The sequence below is a fragment of the Delftia sp. HK171 genome (genome assembly GCF_001886655.1).
Taxonomy (GTDB): domain Bacteria; phylum Pseudomonadota; class Gammaproteobacteria; order Burkholderiales; family Burkholderiaceae_C; genus Comamonas; species Comamonas acidovorans.
Map to the genome: position 1 here is coordinate 2,469,332 of NZ_CP018101.1, position 23,460 is coordinate 2,492,791.

18 protein-coding genes and 1 pseudogene are annotated in these 23,460 nt (G+C 67.8%); 10 read left to right on the plus strand and 9 right to left on the minus strand.

The annotated features are described in order from the left end of the window. Window positions 1-49: 49 nt before the first annotated feature. The 4 genes from BO996_RS11180 to BO996_RS11195 form a co-directional block, all read right to left on the minus strand. Window positions 50-856, minus strand: coding sequence for an ABC transporter ATP-binding protein (locus tag BO996_RS11180; protein WP_013803472.1), 807 nt, complete (start codon window positions 854-856; stop codon window positions 50-52). Further along, a complete protein-coding gene (ntrB, locus tag BO996_RS11185; protein ID WP_071954765.1) occupies window positions 853-1,788 on the minus strand; it encodes a nitrate ABC transporter permease in 936 nt (311 codons plus the stop codon). Before ntrB ends, BO996_RS11180 begins: the two co-directional genes overlap by 4 nt. Window positions 1,789-1,828: 40 nt before the next feature. After that, window positions 1,829-3,109, minus strand: a complete 1,281-nt coding sequence (locus BO996_RS11190; RefSeq protein WP_071954766.1) for a CmpA/NrtA family ABC transporter substrate-binding protein — start codon at window positions 3,107-3,109, stop codon at window positions 1,829-1,831. A 310-nt stretch (window positions 3,110-3,419) separates the two neighbouring features. After that, window positions 3,420-4,685, minus strand: coding sequence for a nitrate regulatory protein (locus tag BO996_RS11195; protein WP_071954767.1), 1,266 nt, complete (start codon window positions 4,683-4,685; stop codon window positions 3,420-3,422). A gap of 331 nt (window positions 4,686-5,016) precedes the next feature. Here BO996_RS11195 and BO996_RS11200 point away from each other — a divergent pair, with 331 nt between their 5' ends. Both BO996_RS11200 and tsaD read left to right on the plus strand, forming a co-directional pair. Continuing rightward, a complete protein-coding gene (locus BO996_RS11200; protein WP_071954768.1) occupies window positions 5,017-6,714 on the plus strand; it encodes a putative bifunctional diguanylate cyclase/phosphodiesterase in 1,698 nt (565 codons plus the stop codon). A gap of 90 nt (window positions 6,715-6,804) precedes the next feature. Further along, window positions 6,805-7,845: a tRNA (adenosine(37)-N6)-threonylcarbamoyltransferase complex transferase subunit TsaD gene (tsaD, locus tag BO996_RS11205; protein ID WP_071954769.1), complete on the plus strand. Its 1,041-nt coding sequence runs from the start codon at window positions 6,805-6,807 to the stop codon at window positions 7,843-7,845. A 182-nt stretch (window positions 7,846-8,027) separates the two neighbouring features. On the opposite strand, the gene BO996_RS11210 is transcribed toward tsaD, so the two are convergent. Next, on the minus strand, window positions 8,028-8,408 hold the full coding sequence (locus tag BO996_RS11210) for an Hsp20/alpha crystallin family protein (protein WP_012204301.1): 381 nt from the start codon (window positions 8,406-8,408) through the stop codon (window positions 8,028-8,030). 98 nt (window positions 8,409-8,506) lie between these two features. On the opposite strand from BO996_RS11210, the gene BO996_RS11215 reads away from it, so the two are divergent. Next, window positions 8,507-9,817, plus strand: a complete 1,311-nt coding sequence (locus BO996_RS11215) for a branched-chain amino acid ABC transporter substrate-binding protein (RefSeq protein ID WP_071954770.1) — start codon at window positions 8,507-8,509, stop codon at window positions 9,815-9,817. Between the two features lie 27 nt (window positions 9,818-9,844). Here the strand turns inward: BO996_RS11215 and mltB are convergent, their stop codons facing one another. The 4 genes and pseudogenes from mltB to BO996_RS11235 all read right to left on the minus strand — a co-directional run bounded on the left by mltB (window position 9,845) and on the right by BO996_RS11235 (window position 15,114). After that, on the minus strand, window positions 9,845-11,023 hold the full coding sequence (gene mltB / locus BO996_RS11220) for a lytic murein transglycosylase B (protein WP_071957074.1): 1,179 nt from the start codon (window positions 11,021-11,023) through the stop codon (window positions 9,845-9,847). Continuing rightward, a pseudogene (locus tag BO996_RS11225) lies at window positions 11,020-13,163 on the minus strand (transglutaminase family protein). Before BO996_RS11225 ends, mltB begins: the two are co-directional and overlap by 4 nt. Further along, entirely contained in the window at window positions 13,160-14,194 is a 1,035-nt protein-coding gene (locus BO996_RS11230) for a DUF58 domain-containing protein (protein WP_071954771.1), read from the minus strand. Before BO996_RS11230 ends, BO996_RS11225 begins: the two are co-directional and overlap by 4 nt. Continuing rightward, window positions 14,194-15,114, minus strand: coding sequence for an AAA family ATPase (locus BO996_RS11235; protein WP_013803463.1), 921 nt, complete (start codon window positions 15,112-15,114; stop codon window positions 14,194-14,196). The genes BO996_RS11230 and BO996_RS11235 overlap by 1 nt, the downstream gene beginning before the upstream one ends. A gap of 90 nt (window positions 15,115-15,204) precedes the next feature. On the opposite strand from BO996_RS11235, the gene BO996_RS11240 reads away from it, so the two are divergent. From BO996_RS11240 to BO996_RS11270, 7 genes are all read left to right on the plus strand, one after another. Then, window positions 15,205-16,110, plus strand: coding sequence for a histone deacetylase family protein (locus tag BO996_RS11240; RefSeq protein WP_071954772.1), 906 nt, complete (start codon window positions 15,205-15,207; stop codon window positions 16,108-16,110). Window positions 16,111-16,127: 17 nt separating this feature from the next. After that, window positions 16,128-16,937 carry an enoyl-CoA hydratase gene (locus BO996_RS11245; RefSeq protein ID WP_071954773.1) on the plus strand — a complete coding sequence of 270 codons (810 nt, stop codon included), beginning with the start codon at window positions 16,128-16,130 and terminating at the stop codon, window positions 16,935-16,937. Window positions 16,938-17,029: 92 nt separating this feature from the next. Then, window positions 17,030-18,319: a mechanosensitive ion channel family protein gene (locus BO996_RS11250; RefSeq protein ID WP_071954774.1), complete on the plus strand. Its 1,290-nt coding sequence runs from the start codon at window positions 17,030-17,032 to the stop codon at window positions 18,317-18,319. Between the two features lie 209 nt (window positions 18,320-18,528). Next, window positions 18,529-19,278 (plus strand): electron transfer flavoprotein subunit beta/FixA family protein, encoded by a 750-nt coding sequence (locus BO996_RS11255; protein WP_012204310.1) that lies wholly within the window; start codon window positions 18,529-18,531, stop codon window positions 19,276-19,278. A 14-nt stretch (window positions 19,279-19,292) separates the two neighbouring features. Further along, window positions 19,293-20,225, plus strand: coding sequence for an electron transfer flavoprotein subunit alpha/FixB family protein (locus tag BO996_RS11260; protein ID WP_034391467.1), 933 nt, complete (start codon window positions 19,293-19,295; stop codon window positions 20,223-20,225). 154 nt (window positions 20,226-20,379) lie between these two features. Then, complete coding sequence (locus BO996_RS11265) at window positions 20,380-21,522, plus strand: ABC transporter substrate-binding protein (RefSeq protein WP_071954775.1); 1,143 nt, start codon at window positions 20,380-20,382, stop codon at window positions 21,520-21,522. A gap of 97 nt (window positions 21,523-21,619) precedes the next feature. Next, window positions 21,620-23,410: an acyl-CoA dehydrogenase gene (locus BO996_RS11270; protein WP_013803457.1), complete on the plus strand. Its 1,791-nt coding sequence runs from the start codon at window positions 21,620-21,622 to the stop codon at window positions 23,408-23,410. The last annotated feature ends 50 nt before the right edge of the window (window positions 23,411-23,460 follow it).

Sequence of the window (23,460 nt, forward strand, 5' to 3'; positions counted from 1 at the left end):
GCCAGCCCGCAATGTGCAGGGCCTGGAAGGCGGCAGGACCGGCGAAGGTTCAGGCCGCCTTTTCCACATGCCCCTGGCGCGTGTAGAGGAAATCGATCACCGCCTTGCGGCACTCGCGGTAGCGGTCGTCCTCGGCCAGCGCCACGCGGTTGCGCGGCCGGGCGATGCCGACTTCCAGCACCTCGCCGATGGTGGCTGCCGGGCCGTTGGTCATCATCACGATCTTGTCGGACAGCAGCACAGCCTCGTCCACATCGTGGGTGACCATGACCACGGTGCTTTGCGTGCGCGCCACGATCTCCAGCAGCTCGTCCTGCAGCTTGGCGCGCGTGAGCGCATCGAGCGCGCCGAAGGGCTCGTCCATCAGCAGCACCTGCGGCTCCATCGACAGCGCGCGCGCAATGCCCACGCGCTGCTTCATGCCGCCCGAGATTTCACCGGGCCGCTTGTGCGCGGCATGGGCCAGGCCCACCAGCTCCAGCGCGGCCAGGGTGCGTGCCTTGAGCTGGGCGCGGCTTTCCGTGCGGCCATAGACGCGCTCCACGGCCAGGTGGATGTTGCCCTCGCAGGTCAGCCAGGGCAGCAGCGAGTGGTTCTGGAAGACCACGGCGCGCTCGGGCCCGGGGCCCTTGATCTCCTTGTTGGCGCACAGCAGCACGCCCGTGGTGGGCGTGGTCAGGCCCGCGATCAGGTTCAGCAGGGTGGACTTGCCGCAGCCCGAGTGGCCGATCAGTGAGACGAATTCGCCCCGCGCAATGGTCAGGTCGATATTGCGCAGCGCCGGAAACAGGCCCTTGGCGGTCTTGAAGCTCTGCTCCACGCCCTGGACCTCGATGAACTTGGACGATGCATTCATGCCTTCACCTCTTCGAACGTAAATGCCGTTGCCAGCTTGACCAGGGCCATCTCCAGCAGCAGGCCCACGATGCCGATCACGAAGATCGCGATGATGATGTTCTTGACGTTGAGGTTGTTCCACTCGTCCCAGACCCAGAAGCCGATGCCCACGCCGCCGGTGAGCATCTCGGCCGCGACGATGACCAGCCAGGCCGTGCCCACGGCCAGGCGCACGCCGGTCAGCATGTAGGGCAGCACGGCGGGGAACAGGATGGTGGTGGCGATCTTCCATTCGCTGAGGTTGAGCACGCGCGCCACGTTCATGTAGTCCTGGGGCACGCGCTGCACGCCCACGGCGGTGTTGATGAGCATGGGCCAGATGGAGCAGATGAAGATGGTCCAGATGGCCGCCGGGTTGGCGCCCTTGAAGACCAGCAGGCCGATGGGCAGCCAGGCCAGCGGCGACACCGGGCGCAGCAGGCTGATCAGTGGGTTGAACATGCGCGACAGGAAATTGAAGCGCCCGATCACGAAGCCGGCCGGAATGCCGACCAGCGCCGCCAGGCCAAAGCCCACGGCCACGCGCTGCAGCGAAGCGAGCACATTCCAGCCCACGCCCTGGTCATTGGGGCCGTTGCGGTAGAACGGGTCGCTGAAAATCTCCACCGCCTGGTGCCAGGTCGCCAGTGGCCCCGGAATGCTCTGGCCCGAGCCTGCAGCCACCAGGGACCACACGCCCACCAGCAAACCGAGGCCGCACAGCGGCGGCAGCACGGCCAGCCAGAAGGCACGCGAGAGCGCTGCCCAGTCGCGCGGGGCGGCGGGTGCCCGGGCCTGGGGGGCCGGCGCGGCTGGAGCGGCGGGCCCTGAGACCTGCGCGGAGATCGGTGTGGAAGCGGCTGCCGGCGCGGAAGCGGATTCGGCCGGGAAGTGGAAGACGGCGCTGACCATGGTGTGTTCCTCTGTGGGGTGGGGCTTCAAAGGGGATCTCTCAGGCCTTGATGGCAAAGCTGTCTGCGTACTTGCGCGGATCCTTGCCGTCCCAGACCGTGCCATCCATGAGCTTGCTGCTGCGCATCTCCGCCTTTGGCAGCGGGGCCTTGGCGGCGGTGGCGGCCTGCTGGTAGATGTCCAGGCGGTTGATGGAGCGGGCCACGCCCAGGTAGTCGGGGTGGTCCTTGAGCAGGCCCCAGCGCTTGTGCTGGGTCAGGAACCACATGCCGTCGGACAGGTAGGGGTAGCCCACGCTGCCGTCGCCGTAGAACTTCATGTGGTTGGGGTCGTCCCAGGTCTTGCCCATGCCGTCCTGGTAGCGGCCCAGGATGCGCTGGTTGATGGCATCCACGCCCGTGTTCACATAGGCCTTGCCGGCGATGGTCTCGGCCATGCGGGTCTTGTTGGCCAGGCTCTCGTCGATCCAGCGGCTGGCCTCGATGATGGCCGCCGTCACGGCACGTGCCGTGTTGGGGTTCTGGCGTGCGAACTCGGCCGTGGTGCCCAGCACCTTTTCGGGGTGGTCCTGCCAGATGGACTGGGTGGTGGCGGCCGTGACGCCGATGCCGTCCATGATGGCGCGGTGGTTCCAGGGCTCGCCCACGCAAAAGCCGTCCATGTTGCCCACGCGCATATTGGCCACCATCTGCGGCGGCGGCACGGTGATGACCTTGGCATCCTTGAGCGGGTGGATGCCGTTGGCCGCCAGCCAGTAGTACAGCCACATGGCATGCGTGCCCGTGGGAAAGGTCTGGGCAAAGGTGTATTCGCGCTTTTCGCTGGCCATCAGCTTGGCCAGGCCCGCGCCATTGACGGCACCCTTGTCGGCCAGCTTCTTCGACAGCGATATGGCCTGGCCGTTGTGGTTGAGCGTCATCAGCACGGCCATGTCCTTCCTGGCGCCGCCCACGCCCAGGTGCACGCCGTAGACCAGGCCGTAGAGCACGTGGGCAAAGTCCAGCTCGCCGTTGACCAGCTTGTCGCGCACGCTGGCCCAGCTCGCTTCCTTGGAGGGAATGATCTTGACGCCGTACTTCTGATCGATCCCCAGCACCGAGGCCATGACCACGCTGGCGCAGTCGGTCAGCGGGATGAAGCCGATGCGCACCTCTTTCTTCTCTGGCGCATCCGAGCCGGCCGCCCAGGCGCCATGGTGGCCCAGCTGGGTGTAGAGCGCCACACCGCCTGCCAGCGTGCCGGCCTGGCGCAGAAAGTCGCGCCGGGGCAGGGCCGGGCCGGCGGTGAGAGGGCCTGTGGTGGGCTTGGGGCTTGACGCCATGGCGGAACTCCTTCGATCGTCGGGAATGGAACACTTGCAAACGGGCCCTGCTCCAAGCAAAACGGCGTCCTCTCCAGCCGCGCTGCGCGGGGAGAGTGACGCCGTTGTCCTGGGGCCTTGAATCAAGACCGGGGTCCCGGCCGCCTTTGGCCGGGAGTTGCCAGAGTCAATGCAGAAAGCGTGCCAGGCCGTGTTCACAGGGGGGCCATGCCGTCCATCGGCCTTGCAGTCCTCGCCGGGCCACCTTCTGGTGCGTTCCATGGCACCAAGTCGGTGCTGCACTGCAGCATGGCTCGCACCGGCCCGGCGTTCAAGGCGCGGGTGGCAGGAGATCGGCCATGGAAAGCACGGCCTGCGCCACATCGGCCAGGCGGCGGTTCTGGTTCATGGCGGTCTGGCGCAGCAGCTTGTGGGCCTCGCCTTCGCTGAGCTGGCGCCGCGCCATCAGCAGGCCCTTGGCGCGTTCCAGCAGCTTGCGCTCCGTGAGCGTGGCGCGCACGGTCTCCAGCTCGGCCTGCATGGCCTGCAGGCGCTGCGACTGGTCCTGCACCAGGTCCATCACGGAACGGTCCAATTGCGGCCCCAGCCGTGCAGCCGGGGGCTGCAGCTCGCCCGGCGCCAGCGTGGCCGAGACCGGCGTGGTCGCCAAGGCCTGAGGCGCCTGCAGCAGCGTCTGCAGGGCGGTGCGGGCATCGGCAATGCGGTGCTGGCATTGCTGCTGCAGCTCGGCCGTCAGGCGGGCCTCGACGGTCTGCAGCGCGTCCATGCGCTGCGAGCAGCTGTCGAACCAGGGCTCGGCCATCTCCACGGACAAAGGCGCGCCCGCCGTGGCCGTGCAGCCCACGCGGCGCAGCCGCTCGATCACGGCCAGCGTGGCGTCGGCCGCGCTGCTTTCTTGCCACACGGCCAGGGAATGGGGCGGCGCGAACTCCGCAAAGACCTGAAAGCAGCGCTCCTGCGAGGCGATCAGGTGCAGCCAGTGCTGCTGGCGCGGCGCATCGCTCACGCCCGCGCCGAACGCAGCCACGCCCGTGGCGCGCTCCTGGCCCGCGAACTCCTTGCCCTGCATGAAGTTGAACAAGGCCACCAGCAGGCGCGAGATGCCGGGCTCGGGCGCGCTGTCCGCCGCCTCGAAGACCACGGCCAGCAGGCCGGCCACCAGATCGATATAGAGGGCCGTGGCCGCCTCCGGCGACAGCGTGCGGCTGGCGACGCGCTCGCGCAGCGCGGGCAAGGCGTCCAGGCACTGCAGCACATGGGCGATGCGGCTGAACAGCCGCGCGCCATGGCCGGGGTGGCCGGTGAGTCCCGCACCGCCGGGCTGCATGTCCACCAGCTCGAAGCCGTCGCGCGCCGCAGCGGCCATGCGGTCGCACTCGGCCATCTGCGCCAGCCTGGCGGGGCCGCCGCGCGCGCCTGCGCTGGCCAGAAACACGTTGGACAGGCCGCGCTCCTTTTGCAGCGCATGGATGAGGCGGCTGAGCAGATCCACCAGGGCGCTGGTGCGCTGCAGTTGCTCCAGCTCGCCGATTTCGCACTGCCGCGCGGCCACAAGAAAGTTGAGAGCGGTTTTCATGGGGGGCTTGGTCCTGTCTGCCTGCCTTGATGCAGTTTGCCTTGGTGCAAGGGGCCTGGATGCAATTCCCATGCCGGGGCGTCGCGCGGTGCTTGCATGGGCACGGTATCGATGATTTGATAGAATTTTTTTAATGATTTGAAATTTTCGATACACAAACTGACGTGTAAGCGTGTCGAATGTTTGCAAAGCGAATGGGGCGGTTTTTCAAGAAAAGCCCCGTTCATCCAGCGCACATGGCAACGCAGACCACGGCATTGGGCTGCGCAATGCGGCAGTGAGGCTGAATCGGCATGAGTTTGAAATATCACGAGAAGATCGGTTTTTCCCCATGCATTCGCTGTTCATGACCGATGGGGTGTCCCGGTGGATACCTGCGCGCTGGCGCGGCCCGGCATTTGCGTGCTGGCTGGCTTCGCTGCTGCCCTGCATGGTGCAGGGTCAGGTGCCTGCGGCTGCCCCGGATGGCGTCGCGTCGGCGCAATTGGCCGATGAGGGCGTCTGGTTCGCTGGATGGCATGCCCTCGGCCCGTGGGGTGCCGGTGCGTTCGTGGCCTTCCTGCTGGTGTGCTCGGTGCTCTACATCCGCATGCGCTGCAAGGCGCAGCGCCTGACGCAGTCGCTCAAGCAGAGCAATGAGAAATTGCTGCGCGCCAATGTGAAGCTCAAGCGCATCGCCTTCCGGGACCCGTTGACCGGTACGGCCAACCGGGCGCTGTTCGAGTACCGGCTGGGCCGCACGATTGCGCGCGCCGACAGCTCGGTGGAGCAGCCGGGGCCCTGCGGCCCGGTGCGCGTGGGCCTGCTGTACATCGACCTGGATGGATTCAAGCCCATCAACGATGTGGAAGGCCATGCCGCAGGCGACGCGCTGCTGTGCCAGGTGGCCGTGCGCCTGGGCCATATGACGCGCAAATCGGACACGCTGGCGCGCGTGGGTGGCGACGAGTTCGTGCTGCTGCTGGGCTGCCTGGCTTCGGTGGACGACGCCGTGGCCATGGCAGGCCGTGTGCAGAAGGCCTTGAGCCAGCCGTTCGACCTGCCAGGAAAAGCGGTCTCCATCAGCAGCTCCATCGGCGTGGCCATCTATCCCGACCATGGCAAGAAGGAAAAGCTCATGGCGGCGGCCGATGCCGCCATGTACACGGCCAAGCGTGCCGGCGGGAACACCTACGCCATCTTCAAGGAAAGCATGCGCCAGGGCGTGGCCGCGCAGTTCGACCTGCAGCAGGCCCTGCGCCGCGCCGTGGCCAGCCAGCAGCTGGTGCTGTTCTATCAGCCCAAGATCGATACCCGCACGGGCCGCATCCGCAGCGTGGAGGCGCTGGCGCGCTGGAACCACCCGCAGTTCGGCCTGATCAGTCCCCGCGTGTTCATCCCGCTGGCCGAGCGCTTCGGCCTGATCAGCGAGATCGGCGACTGGGTCATCGACGAGGCCTGCCGCCAGACCGCGCAATGGGCGCGCGAGCGGCGCTTCATGCGGGTGTCCATCAATATCTCGGGCTACCAGCTCTTTCAGACGCGGCTGGCGCAGTTCATCGCCGAGGCGATCGCAAGGCACCACATCCGGCCCGAGCAACTGGTCTTCGAGATCACCGAGTCCGTGGCCATGGAGGACGACAAGACCACCATGGCCGTGATTGCCGAACTCACGGGCATGGGCGTGCAGATTTCCATCGACGACTTCGGCACCGGCTACTCCAGCCTGGCCCTGCTGCGCCAGCTGTGCGCCGACGAGGTGAAGATCGACCGCAGCTTTGTGCGCGACGTGGCCCTCAAGAGCGATGCGCGGGCGGTGGTCGATGCCATCGTGCGCCTGGCCCATGCGCTGGAGCTGCGCGTGGTGGCCGAAGGCGTGACCAACCAGCAGCAGCGCGAAGTGCTGCAGGCCCTGGGCTGCGACGAGCTGCAGGGCTTTTACTTTGCCCGCCCCATGGATGCCCAGGCACTGATCGCCAGCGAAATCTGGACCTCCGACGGCTTCGAGCCCGTGCGGTTCTCGCGCTCTTCCTACATAGACAACCTGTAGCGGAGCGCCGGCCGTGCAACTGCCCGCCTGCCAGGGGCCATTGATGCCGGTGGCCGTGCGCCGCGCCCGCAGGTTCTACACTTCAGCCCCATGAGTTTGCTGATTCTGGGGATCGAATCCTCCTGCGATGAAACCGGCGTGGCCCTGGTCGAGGCCCCCGATGGCACGGGCGTGCCCACGCTGCTGTCCCATGCGCTGCACAGCCAGATCGACATGCACCGCGCCTACGGCGGCGTGGTGCCCGAGCTGGCCAGCCGCGACCACATCCGCCGCGTGCTGCCGCTGACCGAAAACGTGCTGGGCGAGTCCGGCCGCTCGCTGGACCAGGTCGATGTGATCGCCTTCACGCGCGGCCCCGGCCTGGCCGGCGCGCTGCTGGTGGGTGCGGGCGTGGCCTGCGCCATGGCTGCGGCATTGAACAAGCCCGTGCTGGGCGTGCACCACCTGGAAGGCCATCTGCTGTCGCCCTTCCTGAGTGCCGATCCCCCCGAATTCCCCTTCGTGGCCCTGCTGGTCTCGGGCGGCCACACGCAGCTGATGCGCGTGGACGGCGTGGGCAGCTACGCCATCCTGGGCGAGACCATCGATGACGCGGCCGGCGAGGCCTTCGACAAATCGGCCAAGCTCATGGGCCTGCCCTATCCGGGCGGTCCCGTGCTCTCGCGCCTGGCCGAAGGCGGCGATGCCCAGGCCTTCAAGCTGCCCCGGCCGCTGCTGCATTCGGGCGACCTGGACTTCTCCTTCGCCGGCCTGAAGACGGCCGTGCTGACCCAGGCGAAGAAGCTGGGCGAAGACCTGGAGGCGCGCAAGGCCGACCTGGCCGCCAGCACGCAGGCCGCCATCGTCGAGGTGCTGGTCAAGAAGACCCTGGCCGCGCTGCAGCAGACCGGCATGAAGCGCGTGGTCGTGGCCGGCGGCGTGGGTGCCAACCGGCTGCTGCGCTCCCAGCTGGATGCGGCCTGCGCCAAGCGCAAGCTGCGCGTGCACTACCCCGAGCTGCACCTGTGCACCGACAACGGCGCCATGATCGCCATGGCCGCCGCCATGCGCCTGCAGGCGGGCCGGGAAGTGGCCAACAGGCACTACGCCTTCGACGTCAAGCCGCGCTGGCCGCTCGATTCGCTGGCCTGATTCTTCGGCCGCCTCTGCCTTCCCCATCGCCGCGCTGTGCGGCGGGCCACCTCGATGCGCAGCCTGTGCAGCACAAAAAAAGCCCGGCATGTGCCGGGCTTTGAAAACGGGCTGTCACCTTGCTAAGAGGAGGGAAGAAAGGATTGGTTGACAGCCCGGGTGCACAAACTCGATGACCGGATTTACTGGATGCTCAGCGTGGTGGCCTTGCTCTGCGGTTCCAGGCGGGCCAGGGACAGCGTGAGCACGCCGTTTTCCAGCTTTGCGCTGCTGGCGGCAGTGTCGATCTCATGGTCCAGCTCCCAGGCGCGCTGCACCTGGCGGGGCGCACCCTCGACGCTGGACAGACGGACCACGGCGCCCTCGATGCTCAGCTGCAGCTGCTCGCGGGACAGGCCGGGCACATCCAGCTGCAGCGTCGTGGCCTTTTCATCGCGCTGCACCTGCACCGACGAGGGGGAGGGGGCGGCGTTGCCCAGGGTGCCTTGCAGGAAGCGCTGCAGGGCCAGATCGGCGGCTTGGGGGTTGAAGGCGTTGCGGCGGAGAACAGGCGAGAAGATCATGGTGAAGTGGCTCCTATAAACTGCGCGGCTTCATCGAAGTTGTCGCCGCATGGAGCGTAGTTGAGCGGCGTTGAACGCATTTCAAGAGGGAAAAAGCCATGAATAAATTGCGCCGCAAGGTCTTGAAAAGCGGTGCCATGGCGCTATTTGCGGCGCCCGCGCTGGCGGCCCAGGCCGCAAACGAACGCGGACAGCCCGTGCCCCCGCCGCGCGGCGAGCCCATACGGCTGGCGCTGATCGAAAGCCTGTCCGGCCCCTTTGCCAATACGGGCGAGGCCGTGTTCCGCAACCTGCTGTGGGCCACCGAGCGCGTGAATGCGCGCGGCGGTGTGCCACTGCCGGCCGCGCAGGGCGGCGCCCGGCCCCTGGCCATCGAACGCCATGACAGCAAGGGCCAGAACGAGGAGGCGCTGTCCGCGCTGCGCGCAGCCATCGACGGCGGTGCGCGCGTGGTCATGCAGGGCAATTCTTCGGCCGTGGCCGCCGTGCTGGTCGATGCCATTGCCAAGCACAACGAGCGCGATCCGGCCCGGCGCGTGCTGTACCTGAACTACTCGGCCGTCGATCCTGCGCTCACCAACGAGCGCTGCAACTTCTGGCACTTTCGCTTCGACGCCCATGCCGACATGCGCATGGCCGCGCTGATGCAAGTGCTGCGCGAGGACGCGGCCGTGCGCAGCGCCTACCTGATCGGGCAGGACTACAGCTTTGGCCAGGCCGTGCTGCGCGAGGCACGGCACCAGCTGGCCGCGCAGCGGCCCGATGTGGCCATCGTGGGCGACGAGCTGCACCCCGTGGGCCGCGTCAAGGACTTTGCGCCCTATGCCGCCAAGATCAAGGCCAGCGGCGCCCAGGCCGTGATCACGGGCAACTGGGGCAACGATCTGATGCTGCTGGTCAAGGCCGCGCGGGAGGCGGGTTTTGACGGCCGCTTCTACACCTTCTACGGCAATGCGCTGGGTGCACCCGCCGCTTTAGGCGAGGCAGGCGTGGGCAAGGTGCTGGCCGTGGCCGACTGGCTGCCCAACGTGCCGGGCCCCGACAGCCAGGCCTTCTACAAGGCATTCCGCGAGCGCTTTCCCAGGCCTGCCGATGACTATGTGCACATGCGCATGCAGCTGATGATCGAGGCCCTGGCCCAGTCCATGGCGCGTGCGGGCAGCACCGACACGGTGGCCGTGGCGCAGGCGCTGGAAGGCGCCGAGGTGGCGCTGGCCGGGCGCAAGGGCCGCATGCGCGCGGCCGACCACCAGTTCCAGCAGGCGCTGGTGGTCGGCGTCATGGACAGGCAGGGCGCGCCCGGCGTGCCCTTCGATGTGGAGGGCTCGGGCTACGGCTTCCGTGTGGTGCGAGAGATCGAGGCGGCGCATGCCGAGCAGCCTGCGATGTGCCGCATGCGCCGGCCCTGACCGCCTCGACGGTTTGGATGGCCCGGATCAGCGGCCCATGGCCGCAGCGACTTCCTGGCCCAGTTCGATCACGGACAGCGCGTAGTAGCTGGACCAGTTGTAGCGCGTGATGGCATAGAAGTTCTCCGTGCCCGCGATGTACAGCGGCTGGCCCTGCGCGCCGTTTTCCAGCTTGACCAGGGCCAGCGGCCCTTGATGCGCCGCGCCGCTGCCCGGCAGCTGTACGCCGCGCGCAGCCATCTCGTCGGCCGTGAACTGGGGCAGGATGTCGGGCGCCAGCAGGGCGGCCAGGTCGGCGCCCTGGGCCTGCATGATCACAGGGTAGTGGGTGGGCATGCCGCTTTTCCAGCCATGCGCGACAAAGTAGTTGGCCACCGAGCCGATGGCGTCGGCCGCGCTGCCGAACAGGTCGATGCGGTCGTCGCCGTCGAAGTCCACCGCCCACTTCACCCAGCTGCTGGGCATGAACTGGCCCATGCCCATGGCGCCCGCGTAGCTGCCGCGCAGCGAGAACGGGTCCGTTGCGGCGCGGTGCGTGAAGCGCAGGAACTGCTCCAGCTCGCCGCGGAAGTACTCGGTGCGTGCCTGCGCGCGGGGGTGGGCTGCGGGGAAGTCGAAGCTCAGCGTGGTCAGGGCGTCGATCACGCGGAAATTGCCCATCTGCTGGCCGTAGATGGTCTCCACGCCGATGATGCCGACGATGATTTCGGCCGGCACGCCGTACTGCTTTTCGGCACGCGCCAGCGCGGCGGCATTGGCCTGCCAAAAGCGGGTTCCGGCGCGTATGCGCACGGGCTCGACAAAGCGGCTGCGGTAGACGCCCCAGTTCTTGGCCGTGCCCTGGGCAGCGGGCGTCATCAGGCGGGGCACCTGGGGCAGAAAGCGCGCCTGGGCGATGGTGTCGCGCACCCAGTCCACCGGCAGGTCGTGGCGCATCGCAATGTCGGCGGCCATTTGCATGGCATCAGGCCGTTCGCCGTAGGGCGTGCTGCCCTGCACGGTCCTGGCCACGGCGGCGCCGCCTGCCGCCGTGGCGGCGGCAGCAGCGGCCGTGCGCTTTTTCGTGGAAGGTTTGGCCGTGGACTTGGCGGCAGTCTTGGCTGCGCCGGTCTGGGCGGGCGCCGGCTTGCTGGCCAGCGCGCCGCAGGGCAGGGCGGCGGCCGCAAGCAGCAGCAGGGCGGAGGGGATCAGTCGTTGCTTGGTCATGGTGTGCTTGTCGTGGGGCCGGCAGCGGCGGCTTGTGGCCGTGGCTGCGGATTGCGTGGCCAGTCCAGCACCCGCCATTGGCGTCGCAGGGCGGGCAGGCCGGGGGTATCGGGTGCGGATTGGGGGGCGCGTGCGTAGCGCTGGCGCTCCATGCCCAGGAGCCAGTCGTGAAGGGCCTGGGCCGCTTTGGCATCGTCCTGGCCCCAGCGGTCCATGACCTGGGCTGCCAGCGCACGCGGGGGCAGGCTGGCGTCGGCGTCCAGGCCGATGCGCCGCAGCCGGGCGCGGGTCCTGTCCATCAGGCGCAGCCATTCATCGCGGCTGTTGCGCTGGGCGCGGGCCATCCAGGCCAGCCAGGCCAGTGCGGCCACGCCGGCCAGTGCGCCCAGCAGGCGCAGCATGTCCACCCACGATGGTGACTGCACGCCCAGGTTCTTGAGCAGGTCCAGCTGGCGGCTTTGCGTGTAGTTCAGCACCCACTGGTTCCAGCCGTTGTTGACGGCCTCCCACACGGCGCGCATCTGCTGCAGCATGCCCACGCCCACGAAGTTGCCCACGGCGCCTGCAATGGCACCCTGGGGGGCGCGCAGGCGCTGGAACTCGCCCACGCGCGACGGGGCCACGGCGCCGGTGGGGTCGATGCGCACCCAGCCCTCGTCCTCCAGCCAGACCTCGGTCCAGGCGTGGGCGTCGGCGTTGCGCACGGTCCAGTAGCCATCGACAGGGTTGCGCTCGCCGCCCTGGTAGCCGGTGACGATGCGGGCAGGCACGCCCATGCCGCGCATCAGCACGGCGAAGGCCGAGGCGATGTGCTCGCAGAAGCCCTCTTTGCTGTCGAACCAGAAGTCATCGGCCGTGTGCACGCTGTCCACCACGCCGGGGTCCAGCGTGTAGGTGTAGCCGCCCGTGCGCAGGCGCGCCAGCGCGGCCTGTACCCAGGCGCGGGGCGGGGCGTCGGCCAGTTGCGGGTCGGCGCGCATCTGCCGGGCCAGCTCCAGCGTGCGCGGGTTGCTGCCCTGCGGCAGCTGGGTGTACCGGCGCAGGGCGCGGGTGGGCTGCAGCGGCCCGTAGCTGAACTGCACATGGCTTTGGGCGCTGATGCGCACCACGTCGGTGATGGGGCGCCAGGTCAGCCATTGCAGCTGGGGCGTCATGCGGGCGCTGCCCATGCCGGGGGGCAGCTCGGGAGCCCTGGCCGCGGCGTCCAGCAGGGGCAGCCAGGGGCGGCGGCTGGGCTCGATGGTCATCTGGTAGCTCACGCCCTTGCCGGAGACGCGCAACTGCGCGTCCTCCAGAACGGCCTCCGTGTCCATCTGCCATTCCTGTCCGTCAAAGCGCGACAGAACGGGCCCCCGGAAATACAGGGTGTTGGCAGGCGGAGGAGCACCATCGGGCGTATCGAAACGCAGGCGCAGGGCCACGTTTTCATCCAGCACCAGCGAGGCCATGGAGCCCACGCGCATGTTTTCCGACAGGCCGCTGCGGCCGGCCAGGTCGTTGCCAGGCACACCCCACAGCGGCGCCATGCGCGGGAAGAACAGGAACAGCGCCACCATGACCGGCGTACCCCACAGCGCCAGCAGGGCTGCCGTGCGCAGCGCCTGTGTCAGCGGGGGCGGCCGGCAGTCATGTGGGCATTGACCAGGGCCGTGAGCAGGCCCAGCAGGCCCAGCACCATGGCCAGGGCCAGCAGCAGGGACTGCGAGTAGAAGAAGTTGGCCAGCAGCGCGAAGAAGCCCAGGAAGAACACCACCATGGCATCGCGCCGGGCGCGCAGCTCCAGCGTCTTGAGCGCCAGCAGCAGCACGATCAGGGTCACGCCCGCATCGCGCCCGATAAAGGTGCCGTGCGAGACCCAGGTGGCGCCCACGGCCAGCAGCAGCAATCCACCCAGCACCCAGCGGCCGGGCAGGGGCTGGCCGCGCCAGGCCAGCAGGCCGCGCCACAGCAGCAGGCCGGCCACGAAGACCATGGTCCACCAGGGCGTGTGGGCGGCCTGGGGCATCAGCACCCAGGCGACCACGGCCAGCAGGAACAGGGTGTCGCGCGCATCGCGCGGCAGGGCGGCCAGGCGCTGGCGCCAGGTGGCCGCGGGCTGCGCAATGGCTTGGAAGGAGGAGGGCATGGACGTGCAATTCATGGGCAGGCCGCCAGGGCTTCCAGGCAGAGCGTGGCGTGGGCCGCGCCCTGGTCGGGGGCGATCTCGCGGCCGTCGGGCAGGCGCAGGCCCCAGGTCAGGTCCTGCTGGCGTGCGACCAGCACCCAGGCGGTCAGGCGGCTGAGGCGGGCCTCGGGGTCGGCCAGGCCGGTGGCCTTGGCGTCCAGCCACAGGCGGTGCTGCTGGGACAGCGGGCGGTCGCGGCTCACCAGCTGGTCACTGCCCGTGGCAAAGGCCTGGGCGGCCTTTTTCCAGACCACCAGCTTGAGCGCATCACCGCGCCGGTAGGCACGCACGCCATCGAACTCGTCGCCGTGGCGCGTGGAGGCCGCGCTGCGGCCGCCGGCATCGGCACTGGCCGCAGGCAGGGGCGGGGGATTGTGTTCGGGCGCCGGGTAGATCCAGGCCTGGGTCTGCGCGCGCCACAGCGCCCAGACGCGGAAGGTGCCCAGCGGGTAGCGTGTGGCCGCCGTGATCGTGGGCAGCGATTGCAGGCCCCGGCGCAGTGGCGTGAAAGCCAGTTGCGCCGTGGTGCTGCCCTGTGCCGGGACATCGATCCAGGTCCAGTCGGTGGCCGCCGTATCGGCTTGCACGGCAAGGCCTATGCCCCAACGCGTGCTGCGGCGCGTGTTGTGCAGCACCACGTCGAAGCGGCAGGGCTGGCCGGCAAAGTTGCCGACCGGCGGCAGCAGGTGCAACGCCAGGCCGCGCAGATTGCCGTGGCCGACCACCATGCCCGCTGCCGCGCTGCCGGCCAGCAGGAACGTCAGCAGATAGCCCAGGTTGAGCTGGTAGTTGATGGCAGCCACCAGCAGCACGCACAACGTCAGCGCCAGGGCCCAGCCTGCACGCGACGGCATGATGTAGACATTGCGCTGGGTCAGCTTCAGGCTGTCCGTGCGGGGCAGGCGGGCATGCCACCACTGGCGCACGCGCCGCGCGGGAGACCAGCGCTGGCGCAGCGATGCCCCCGGCTGGGGGGCGCCGGGCGAAGACGCGGGGGCGGCCGGCATCAGCGCAGCGCCACGGCGTCCAGCATGGCGCGCACCTGCTCCACGGCGCCCCGGCCTGACGAGCCTATGGGTACCAGGCGGTGGGCCGCCGTCTGCGGCAGGATGGCCTGCACATCGTCGGGCGCCACGTAGTCGCGCCCTTCCATCAGGGCCACGGCCCGGGCCGCGCGCAGCAGCGCAATGCCCGCGCGAGGCGACAGGCCCTGCACGAACCACTGGCCCGAGCGCGTGGCTTCCAGCAGGTCCTGCACATAGTCGAGCAGGGCATCGCTGGCATGCACCTGGAGCACGGCTGCCTGCAGATCCTGCAGCTCCTGCGTGGTCAGCAGCGGTGCCAGCGCGTCGGCCTGGGCGCGCCGGCCATTGCCGGACAGCAGGGATCGCTCGGCCGCGCGGTCGGGATAGCCCAGGCTGATGCGCATCAGGAAGCGGTCCAGCTGGCTTTCGGGCAGCGGGAAGGTGCCCAGCTGTTCCTGCGGGTTCTGGGTGGCGATCACGAAGAAGGGCTCGGGCAGGCGGTGCGTGCGGCCCTCGGCCGAGACCTGTCGCTCCTCCATGGCTTCGAGCAGGGCGCTTTGCGTCTTGGGGCTGGCGCGGTTGATCTCGTCGGCCAGCAGCACCTGGGCGAAAACGGGGCCCGGGTGGAAGACAAAGGTCTCGCTGGCGCGCTCGTAGATGGACACGCCGGTGAGGTCGCTGGGCATGAGGTCGGCCGTGAACTGCACGCGCGAGAACTGCAGCCCGAAGCTGTGTGCCAGCGCATGCGCCAGCGTGGTCTTGCCCACGCCGGGAACGTCTTCCAGCAGCAGGTGTCCCCCGGCCAGCAGGCAGGCCACACTGTCGCGGACCTGAGCCGGTTTCCCTACAACCACCGTGTTAAGCTGATCCAGAAGCGCCTTGATCTTGTGTGTTGCTTGCATGGCGCGACGTTATCCTAAAAAAAACATCGCGGAGACATCACTGTGGGCAAGACGGGTTATTTCACCCATAGGGAGTGCTGGCGGCATGAGATGGGGCCGGGGCACCCGGAATGCCCGGCCCGGCTCGACGCCATCGAGGACCGGCTGCTGGTGACCGGCGTGGCCGATGCGCTGGAGCGGCACGAGGCCCCCCAGGCCTCGCTGGCCGACATCGAACTGGCCCATGACCGCATGCATGTGGCCGCGCTGCAGGGCCTGACACAGCGCCTGGTCGAGGAGCAGCAGGCCGGCGGCCCCGAGTACTCCCAGATCGACACCGACACCTCCATCAACAGCCACACCTTCTCGGCCGCCCTGCATGCGGCCGGCGCCGCGCTGGCGGCCACCGATGCGGTGATGGCCGGCGAGCTGGAGAACGCCTTTTGCGCCGTGCGCCCTCCGGGCCACCATGCCACGCGCCACCAGGCCATGGGCTTTTGCTTCTTCAACAACGTGGCCGTGGGCGTGAAGTACGCGCTCAGCCGCCACCACCTCAAGCGCGTGGCCGTGATCGATTTCGACGTGCACCACGGCAACGGCACGGAGGACATCCTCTCCGGCGACGACCGCGTGCTCATGTGCGGCATCTTCCAGCACCCGTTCTACCCCTTCAGCGGCGACCAGCATCCGGCCTCCAACATGGTCAACGTGCCGGTGGCCGCCTATACCAAGGGCATGGACATCCGCGAAATCGTCGAGATGATGTGGATCCCGCGCCTGGAGGCCTTCAAGCCCGAGCTGATCTTCATCAGCGCCGGCTTCGACGCCCACCGCGAGGACGACATGGGCCAGCTGGGCATGACCGAGCAGGACTTCACCTGGATCACCTCGCGCATCAAGGACATCGCGCGGCGCTTTTCCAAGGGGCGCATCGTCTCCTGCCTGGAAGGCGGCTATGTGATGGGGCCGCTTGCGCGCAGCGTGGAAGCGCACGTGCGCGTGCTGGCCGACCTCTGAACCGGATCTGGAGCACCATGAACGCGAGCCCCCATCCTTCTGAAGCCAGCCCCCTGCTCGACGTGCAGCGCGACGCGCGCGGCGTCGTGCGCCTCACGCTTAACGACCCGCAGCGCTTCAATGCCCTGGGAGAGCAGATGCTCACGCAGCTGCAGCAGGCGCTGGATGACGTGGCGCGCGACGAGTCTGTGCGCGTGGTCGTGCTGTCTGCGGCCGGAAAGGCCTTTTGCGCGGGGCACAACCTCAAGGACATGGCCGCCCATCCGCAGCTGGACTACTACCAGAAGCTGTTTGCCCAGTGCAGCCGCATGATGCTGTCCATCCACCGGCTGCCCGTTCCCGTGATCGCGCGCGTGCACGGCATTGCCACGGCGGCAGGCTGCCAGCTCGTGGCCCAGTGCGATCTGGCCGTTGCTGCGCAGGCGGCACGCTTTGCCACCAGCGGCATCCACTATGGCCTGTTCTGCGCCACCCCCAGCGTGCCGCTGGTGCGCAACGTGCCGGCCAAGCAGGCCATGGAGATGCTGCTCACGGGTGACTTCATCGACGCGCAGCAGGCGCTGGAGCAGGGCCTGGTCAACCGCGTGGTGACCGAGGAGGCGCTGGACGATGCCGTCGAGCACTTCGTGCAGTCCATCGTCAGCAAGCCCCGTGTGGCCGTGGCCATGGGCAAGGCCCTGGTCCACCGGCAGCGCGAGATGGGCATCGAGGCGGCCTACCAGCTGGCCGGCCAGACCATGGCCGCCAACATGATGGATGCCGACGCCCAGGAGGGCGCCCAGGCCTTCGCCGCCAAGCGCGAACCGGCCTGGAAGACGGGCCGCTGACCGACCTGCATGTAGGTCCCGGTCCGGTCGGCCTGTCCTGGATCTGCGCGATGATGGCGGCCTGCGCCCTTGCGGCGGAACGGCCCTGACCCATGGACATCTTCGACAAGCTCATCAACGACTTCCAAAGCTCCAGCGCCTGGCTGGAGTTCTCCGTGCTCATCGCCTGCCTGCTGCTGGCCTACGGCGCCATGCGCGGCCTGCATGCGCGCTACGGCCATCTCAACGATGGAAAGCCCTCCGTATGGATAGGCCGCCATGCGCTCGATGGCGCCCTGTTCCCGCTGCTGGCGCTGGTGCTGGTCTTCACCAGCCAGGAGATCCTGGCGCGGTTTTCCACGGTGTTCTGGTTGCGCGTGGCCGTGTCGCTGCTGGTGTCCCTGTCGGTGATCCGCTTCGTGGCGCGGGTGCTCAGCCGGACCTTCCCCAATTCCACCGTGGTGCGCCTGATCGAGCGCATTTTTTCCTGGCTGGCCTGGGGCGCGGCAGTGCTGCACAGCATCGGCCTGCTGCCGCAGGTCATGGAGGAGCTGGAGGCCCTGCAGTTCAACATCGGCAAGACGCCGGTCAGCCTGCTCAACCTGATCGAGGGCACGCTGTCGGCGGGCCTGATGATGGTGGCCGTGCTGTGGGTGGCAACGCTGTTCGAGCAGAAGGTCATCAACCAGTGGGTCAGCGACCTGTCCATGCGCAAGGTGGCCATGAACATCACGCGCAGCGTGCTGATCCTGGTGGGCCTGCTGGTGTCGCTGTCCATGGTGGGCGTGGACCTGACGGCGCTGTCCGTCATGGGCGGCGCCATCGGCGTGGGCCTGGGTTTCGGCATGCAGAAGATCGCCTCCAACTACGTCAGCGGCTTTCTGGTGCTGATCGAGCGCGCGCTGCGCATCGGCGACAACGTGCGCGTGGATGGCTTCGAGGGCCGCATCACCGACATCCGCACGCGCTACACCATCATCCGCGCGCTCAACGGCCGCGAATCCATCGTGCCCAACGAGACGCTGATCACCCAGCGTGTGGAGAACCTCACCGGATTCGACGTCAAGTTCGGCCTGTCCACCAACATCGTCGTGGGCATGGACAGCGATGTGGAGCAGGTGCGCGGCATCCTACTCGAAGCAGCAGCCGCGCAGCCGCGCGTGCTCAAGACGCCGGCGCCTTCGGTGGCTCTGGTCGACTTCGTCGAGCAGGGTCTGCAGTTCAGTCTCAGCTACTACATCAACGACCCGCAAAATGGCCAGGGCAATGTGCGCTCCGAGGTGAACCTCGCCGTGCTGCGCGGCCTGCGTGCGGCGGGCGTGAGCCTGCCAGTTCCCAAGCAGGTGGTACAGATCACCGAACGCGGGGGCGTGGTGGCTCAGGCAGCAGAGAAAAGCAGCTAGGATTATTCCTAGGTGCATACCCTGAGTTCAGGCTGTTCCCCCGCAGGAAATCTCAATGGTCGTGCTTAAAATGGCACGATCGTTCTTTTTTGTGAGCGCGCATGCGGCCCTCGGCCGTCAGGGAAACCTGCCGCAGCTGCTGCAGCGCCGCATACAATGATTTCGGTTTACGTAAACGTCAATCTATCAATCAATCAGGAGCCGCTGCAATGAAGGTTTTGGTCCCGGTCAAGCGCGTGGTGGACTACAACGTGAAGGTCCGCGTGAAGTCGGACGGCACGGGCGTGGACATCGCCAACGTCAAGATGAGCATGAACCCCTTTGACGAAATCGCCGTCGAAGAAGCCGTTCGCCTCAAGGAAAAGGGCGTGGCCACCGAAGTCATCGCCGTCTCCTGCGGCGTGGCCCAGTGCCAGGAAACCCTGCGCACGGCCATGGCCATCGGTGCCGACCGCGGCATCCTGGTGGAGACCACCGAGGAGCTGCAGCCCCTGGCCGTCGCCAAGCTGCTCAAGGCGCTGGTGGACAAGGAGCAGCCTGGCCTGATCATCCTGGGCAAGCAGGCCATCGACGACGACGCCAACCAGACCGGCCAGATGCTGGCGGCCCTGGCCGACCTGCCCCAGGCCACCTTCGCCTCCAAAGTTGAAGTCGCTGGCGACAAGGTGAATGTCACGCGTGAAGTGGACGGCGGCCTGGAAACCCTGGCCCTGAGCCTGCCCGCCGTCATCACCACCGACCTGCGCCTGAACGAGCCGCGCTACGTCACGCTGCCCAACATCATGAAGGCCAAGAAAAAGCAGCTGGACACGGTCAAGCCTGAAGAGCTGGGCGTGGATGTGGCCCCGCGCCTGAAGACGCTCAAGGTGGCCGAGCCCGCCAAGCGCGGCGCTGGCGTGAAGGTGCCCGATGTGGCGACCCTGGTCAGCAAGCTCAAGAACGAAGCCAAGGTCATCTAAAGGAATTCGCAGACATGACATCCCTCGTTATTGCAGAACACGACAACGCTTCCATCAAGAGCGCCACGCTCAACACCGTCACTGCGGCCCTGGCCTGCGGCGGCGACGTGCATGTGCTGGTGGCGGGCGAGAATGCCAGCGCCGCCGCGCAGGCCGCTGCCCAGATCGCTGGCGTGTCCAAGGTCATCCACGCCGACGGCGCCAGCCTGAAGGACGGCCTGGCCGAGAACATCGCAGCGCAAGTGCTGGCAATTGCTTCGAACTACAGCCACATCCTGTTCCCCGCCACCGCCAGCGGCAAGAACGCCGCGCCGCGCGTGGCCGCCAAGCTGGACGTGGCCCAGATCAGCGACATCACCAAGGTGGACAGCGCCGATACCTTCGAGCGTCCCATCTACGCCGGCAACGCCATTGCCACGGTGCAAAGCAGCGACAAGATCAAGGTCATCACCGTGCGCGGCACGGGCTTTGACGCAGCGGCCACCACGGGCGGCAGCGCCCAGGTGGAGCAGCTGGCAGCCGCTGGCGACAACGGCAAGAGCAGCTTCGTGGGCCGCGAGGTCACCAAGAACGACCGCCCGGAACTGACGGCCGCCAAGATCATCGTCTCCGGTGGCCGCGCGCTGGGCAGCAGCGAGAAGTTCCAGGAAGTCATCACCCCCCTGGCCGACAAGCTGGGTGCCGCCATCGGTGCTTCGCGCGCAGCGGTGGACGCAGGCTATGCGCCCAATGACCTGCAGGTCGGCCAGACCGGCAAGATCGTCGCGCCGCAGCTGTACATCGCCCTGGGCATCTCGGGCGCCATCCAGCATTTGGCCGGCATGAAGGACTCCAAGGTGATCGTGGCGATCAACAAGGACCCCGAGGCACCGATCTTCTCGGTGGCCGACTACGGCCTGGAGGCCGACCTGTTCCAGGCCGTGCCGGAACTGGTGCAGGCGCTGTAAGCGGCTGAAGCTGAAAAATGAGGGGCATAGGCCCCTCTTTTTCCGTCATGGATTCCGGGATGGTCCGCTGGTCACGGCGCGCACCACCGACTACAACAACGGACTTGGCCGCCAGCCGGTGCTGGCGATGGCATGAACCGAGAGGGAGATTGAAATGAAGATGATGCGCTTGCGCCTGGCCCGCACGGCCGTGGCCTTTGTCTGTGGCGCCATGGCGCTGGCCGCCGAGGCCAATGCCTGGGTGGTAGGGCAGGTGGCACCCATGTCGGGAGCCGGTGCGACGCAGGGCCGTGCCTATGCCCAGGGCATGCGCCTGTACTTCGACCAGATCAACAAGGCCGGCGGCGTGCAGGGTCAGCCCGTGCAACTGGTCACCGTGGACGATGTGGGCCACCCCGAGGAAACCGTGGACAAGACCCGCAAGCTGCTGGACGAGTCCAAGCCCGTGGTGCTGGCCGGCTACTTCGGCAACCGCAACATGGCGGCGCTGCTGGACAGCAAGCTGCTCGACCAGTCGCAGATCTCCCTGGTGGGTTACCAGAGCACGGACACGCGGGTGCTGAGCAATCCCCAGATCTTCAGCACGCGCGCCAACCTGCCCGAGGAAATGGCCAAGATCGCCTCGCACCTGGCCACCGTGGGCATCACGCGCCTGGCCCTGCTGCATGACGAACGCCCGGATGCCAAGGCCGTGGCGGAACTCGTGGACAAGGCGATTGCGCCTTCCAAGGCCAAGCTGGTGGTCAGCGCCTCGCTGAGCACGGGCAAGGGTGCCATGGACAAGGCCGTGTCCCAGTTGCAAAAGGCCCAGCCTTCGGCGCAGGCCGTGATGGTGGTGGCCTCCAGCCCCGTGACCTCGGCCTTTGTCGAGGCGTACCGCATGGCGGGTGGCACGGCCCCGATCTACGCCACGTCCGAAGCCGATATCGAGCAACTGGCCAAGCGCCTGCCCGTGGAGTTCATGAGCGGCCTGTCCATTGCCCAGGTCGTGCCCAGTCCCTACAAGGTGACCATGCGCCTGAACAAGGAGTTCAGGGACGCGGCCACCGCTGCCGGCAAGTCGCTGACCGTGCCGGTCAGCTACGCCATGATGGAAGGCTATGTGAACGCCCGCGTCATCGTGGAGGCCATGCGCCGCACCCAGCCGCTGACGCGCGACAAGCTGGCCGCTTCGCTGCGCGGCCTGGACGCCTTCGATCTGGGCGGCTACTGGGTTACCTATCGTCCGGGCTCGCAGGCGGGCTCGAAATTCGTGGATTTGTCCATCGTCAACGCATCGGGCCGCGTCACGCAATAACGCTGCAATGCAGTAGTGCCGTGGCGGCGTGCCCGCTGTCCCAGGTCGCCGCGCGCTGCGCGCCGGCGGTCCAGGCTCTGTTCAGGAAGGTTCAACAATGACTTACTCGGCTCCCCTCAAAGACATGCTGTTCGCCATGGAGCATCTGGCGCAGATCGACCAGGTGGCGCAGTTGCCCGGTTTCGAGGAGGCTGGCCTGGAGACGGCCCAGGCCGTGCTGGAGGAATGCGCCAAGCTGTGCGAAGGCGTGGTGGCACCTCTGAACCTGCCGGGCGACGTGGCGCCTTCCAGCCTCAAGGATGGCGTGGTCACCACCACGGCGGGCTTCAAGCAGGCCTTTCGCCAGTACGCCGAAGGCGGCTGGCAGGGGCTGCAGCATCCGCAGGATTTTGGCGGCCAGGGCCTGCCCAAGACGATTGGCGCGGCCTGTGTGGAAATGCTCAACAGCGCCAACCTGAGCTTTGCGCTGTGCCCGCTGCTGACCGATGGCGCCATCGAGGCCCTGCTGACGGCCGGCAGCGATGAGCTCAAGGCCACCTATCTCGAGAAGCTGGTGACCGGCGAGTGGACCGGCACCATGAACCTGACCGAGCCCCAGGCCGGCTCCGACCTGGCCCTGGTGCGCACCAAGGCCGATCCGCAGCCCGATGGCAGCTACAAGGTCTTCGGCACCAAGATCTTCATCACCTATGGCGAGCACGACATGGCCGAGAACATCGTCCATCTGGTGCTGGCCCGCGTGGCCGGGGCGCCCGAGGGCGTCAAGGGCATCAGCCTGTTCGTGGTGCCCAAGTTCCTGGTCAACAAGGATGGCTCGCTGGGCGCGCGCAACGATGTGCACTGCGTGAGCATCGAGCACAAGATGGGGATCAAGGCCTCGCCCACGGCCGTGCTGCAGTACGGCGACAACGGCGGGGCCATCGGTTACCTGGTGGGCGAGGAGAACCGCGGCCTCGAATACATGTTCATCATGATGAACGCGGCCCGCTACGCCGTGGGCGTGCAGGGCATTGCCGTGGCCGAGCGCGCCTACCAGCACGCCGTGGCCTATGCCCGCGAGCGCGTGCAAAGCCGTCCCGTGGACGGCAGCGTCAAGGCCAGCGCCACCATCATCCACCACCCCGATGTGCGCCGCATGCTCATGACCATGCGTGCCTACACCGAGGGCTGCCGCGCCATGGCGGCCACGGCCGCCGCGGCCTACGACGCATCCCATCACCATGCCGACGCCCAGGTGCGCGAGGCCAATGCGGCCTTCTATGAATTCATGGTGCCCCTGGTCAAGGGCTACAGCACCGAGATGAGCCTGGAAGTCACCAGCCTGGGCGTGCAGGTGCACGGCGGCATGGGCTTCATCGAGGAGACGGGCGCCGCCCAGTACTACCGCGACGCCAAGATCCTGACCATCTACGAAGGCACGACCGCCATCCAGGCCAATGACCTGGTGGGCCGCAAGACGGCGCGCGATGGCGGCCAGACCGCGCTGGCCATTGCGGGCCAGATCGAGAAGACCGAGGCCGAGCTGGCCGCCAGCGGCACGCCCGAGGCACTGGCCGTGGCCCGCCAGCTGGCCGCTGCGCGCCAGGCCTTCGTGGAGGCGGTGCACTTCGTCTCGGGCCAGGCCAAGGCCGAGCCCAATGCCGTGTACGCCGGCAGCGTTCCCTACCTGATGCTGGCGGGCAACCTGGTGGCAGGCTGGCAGATGGGCCGCGCCCTGCTGGTGGCCGAGCAGCTGTTGCACAAGGGACAGGACGAGGCCTTCATGCGCGCGAAGATTGCGACGGCGCGCTTTTATGCCGAGCACATCCTCGTCAAGGCGGCGGGCCTGCGCGATGCCATCGTGCACGGCGGCGACAGCGTGATGGCACTGCCCATGGACGCCTTCTGACCCGGCGCTTGCGCACGGCACAACGCAGACAGAGACACCGAGAACCAACG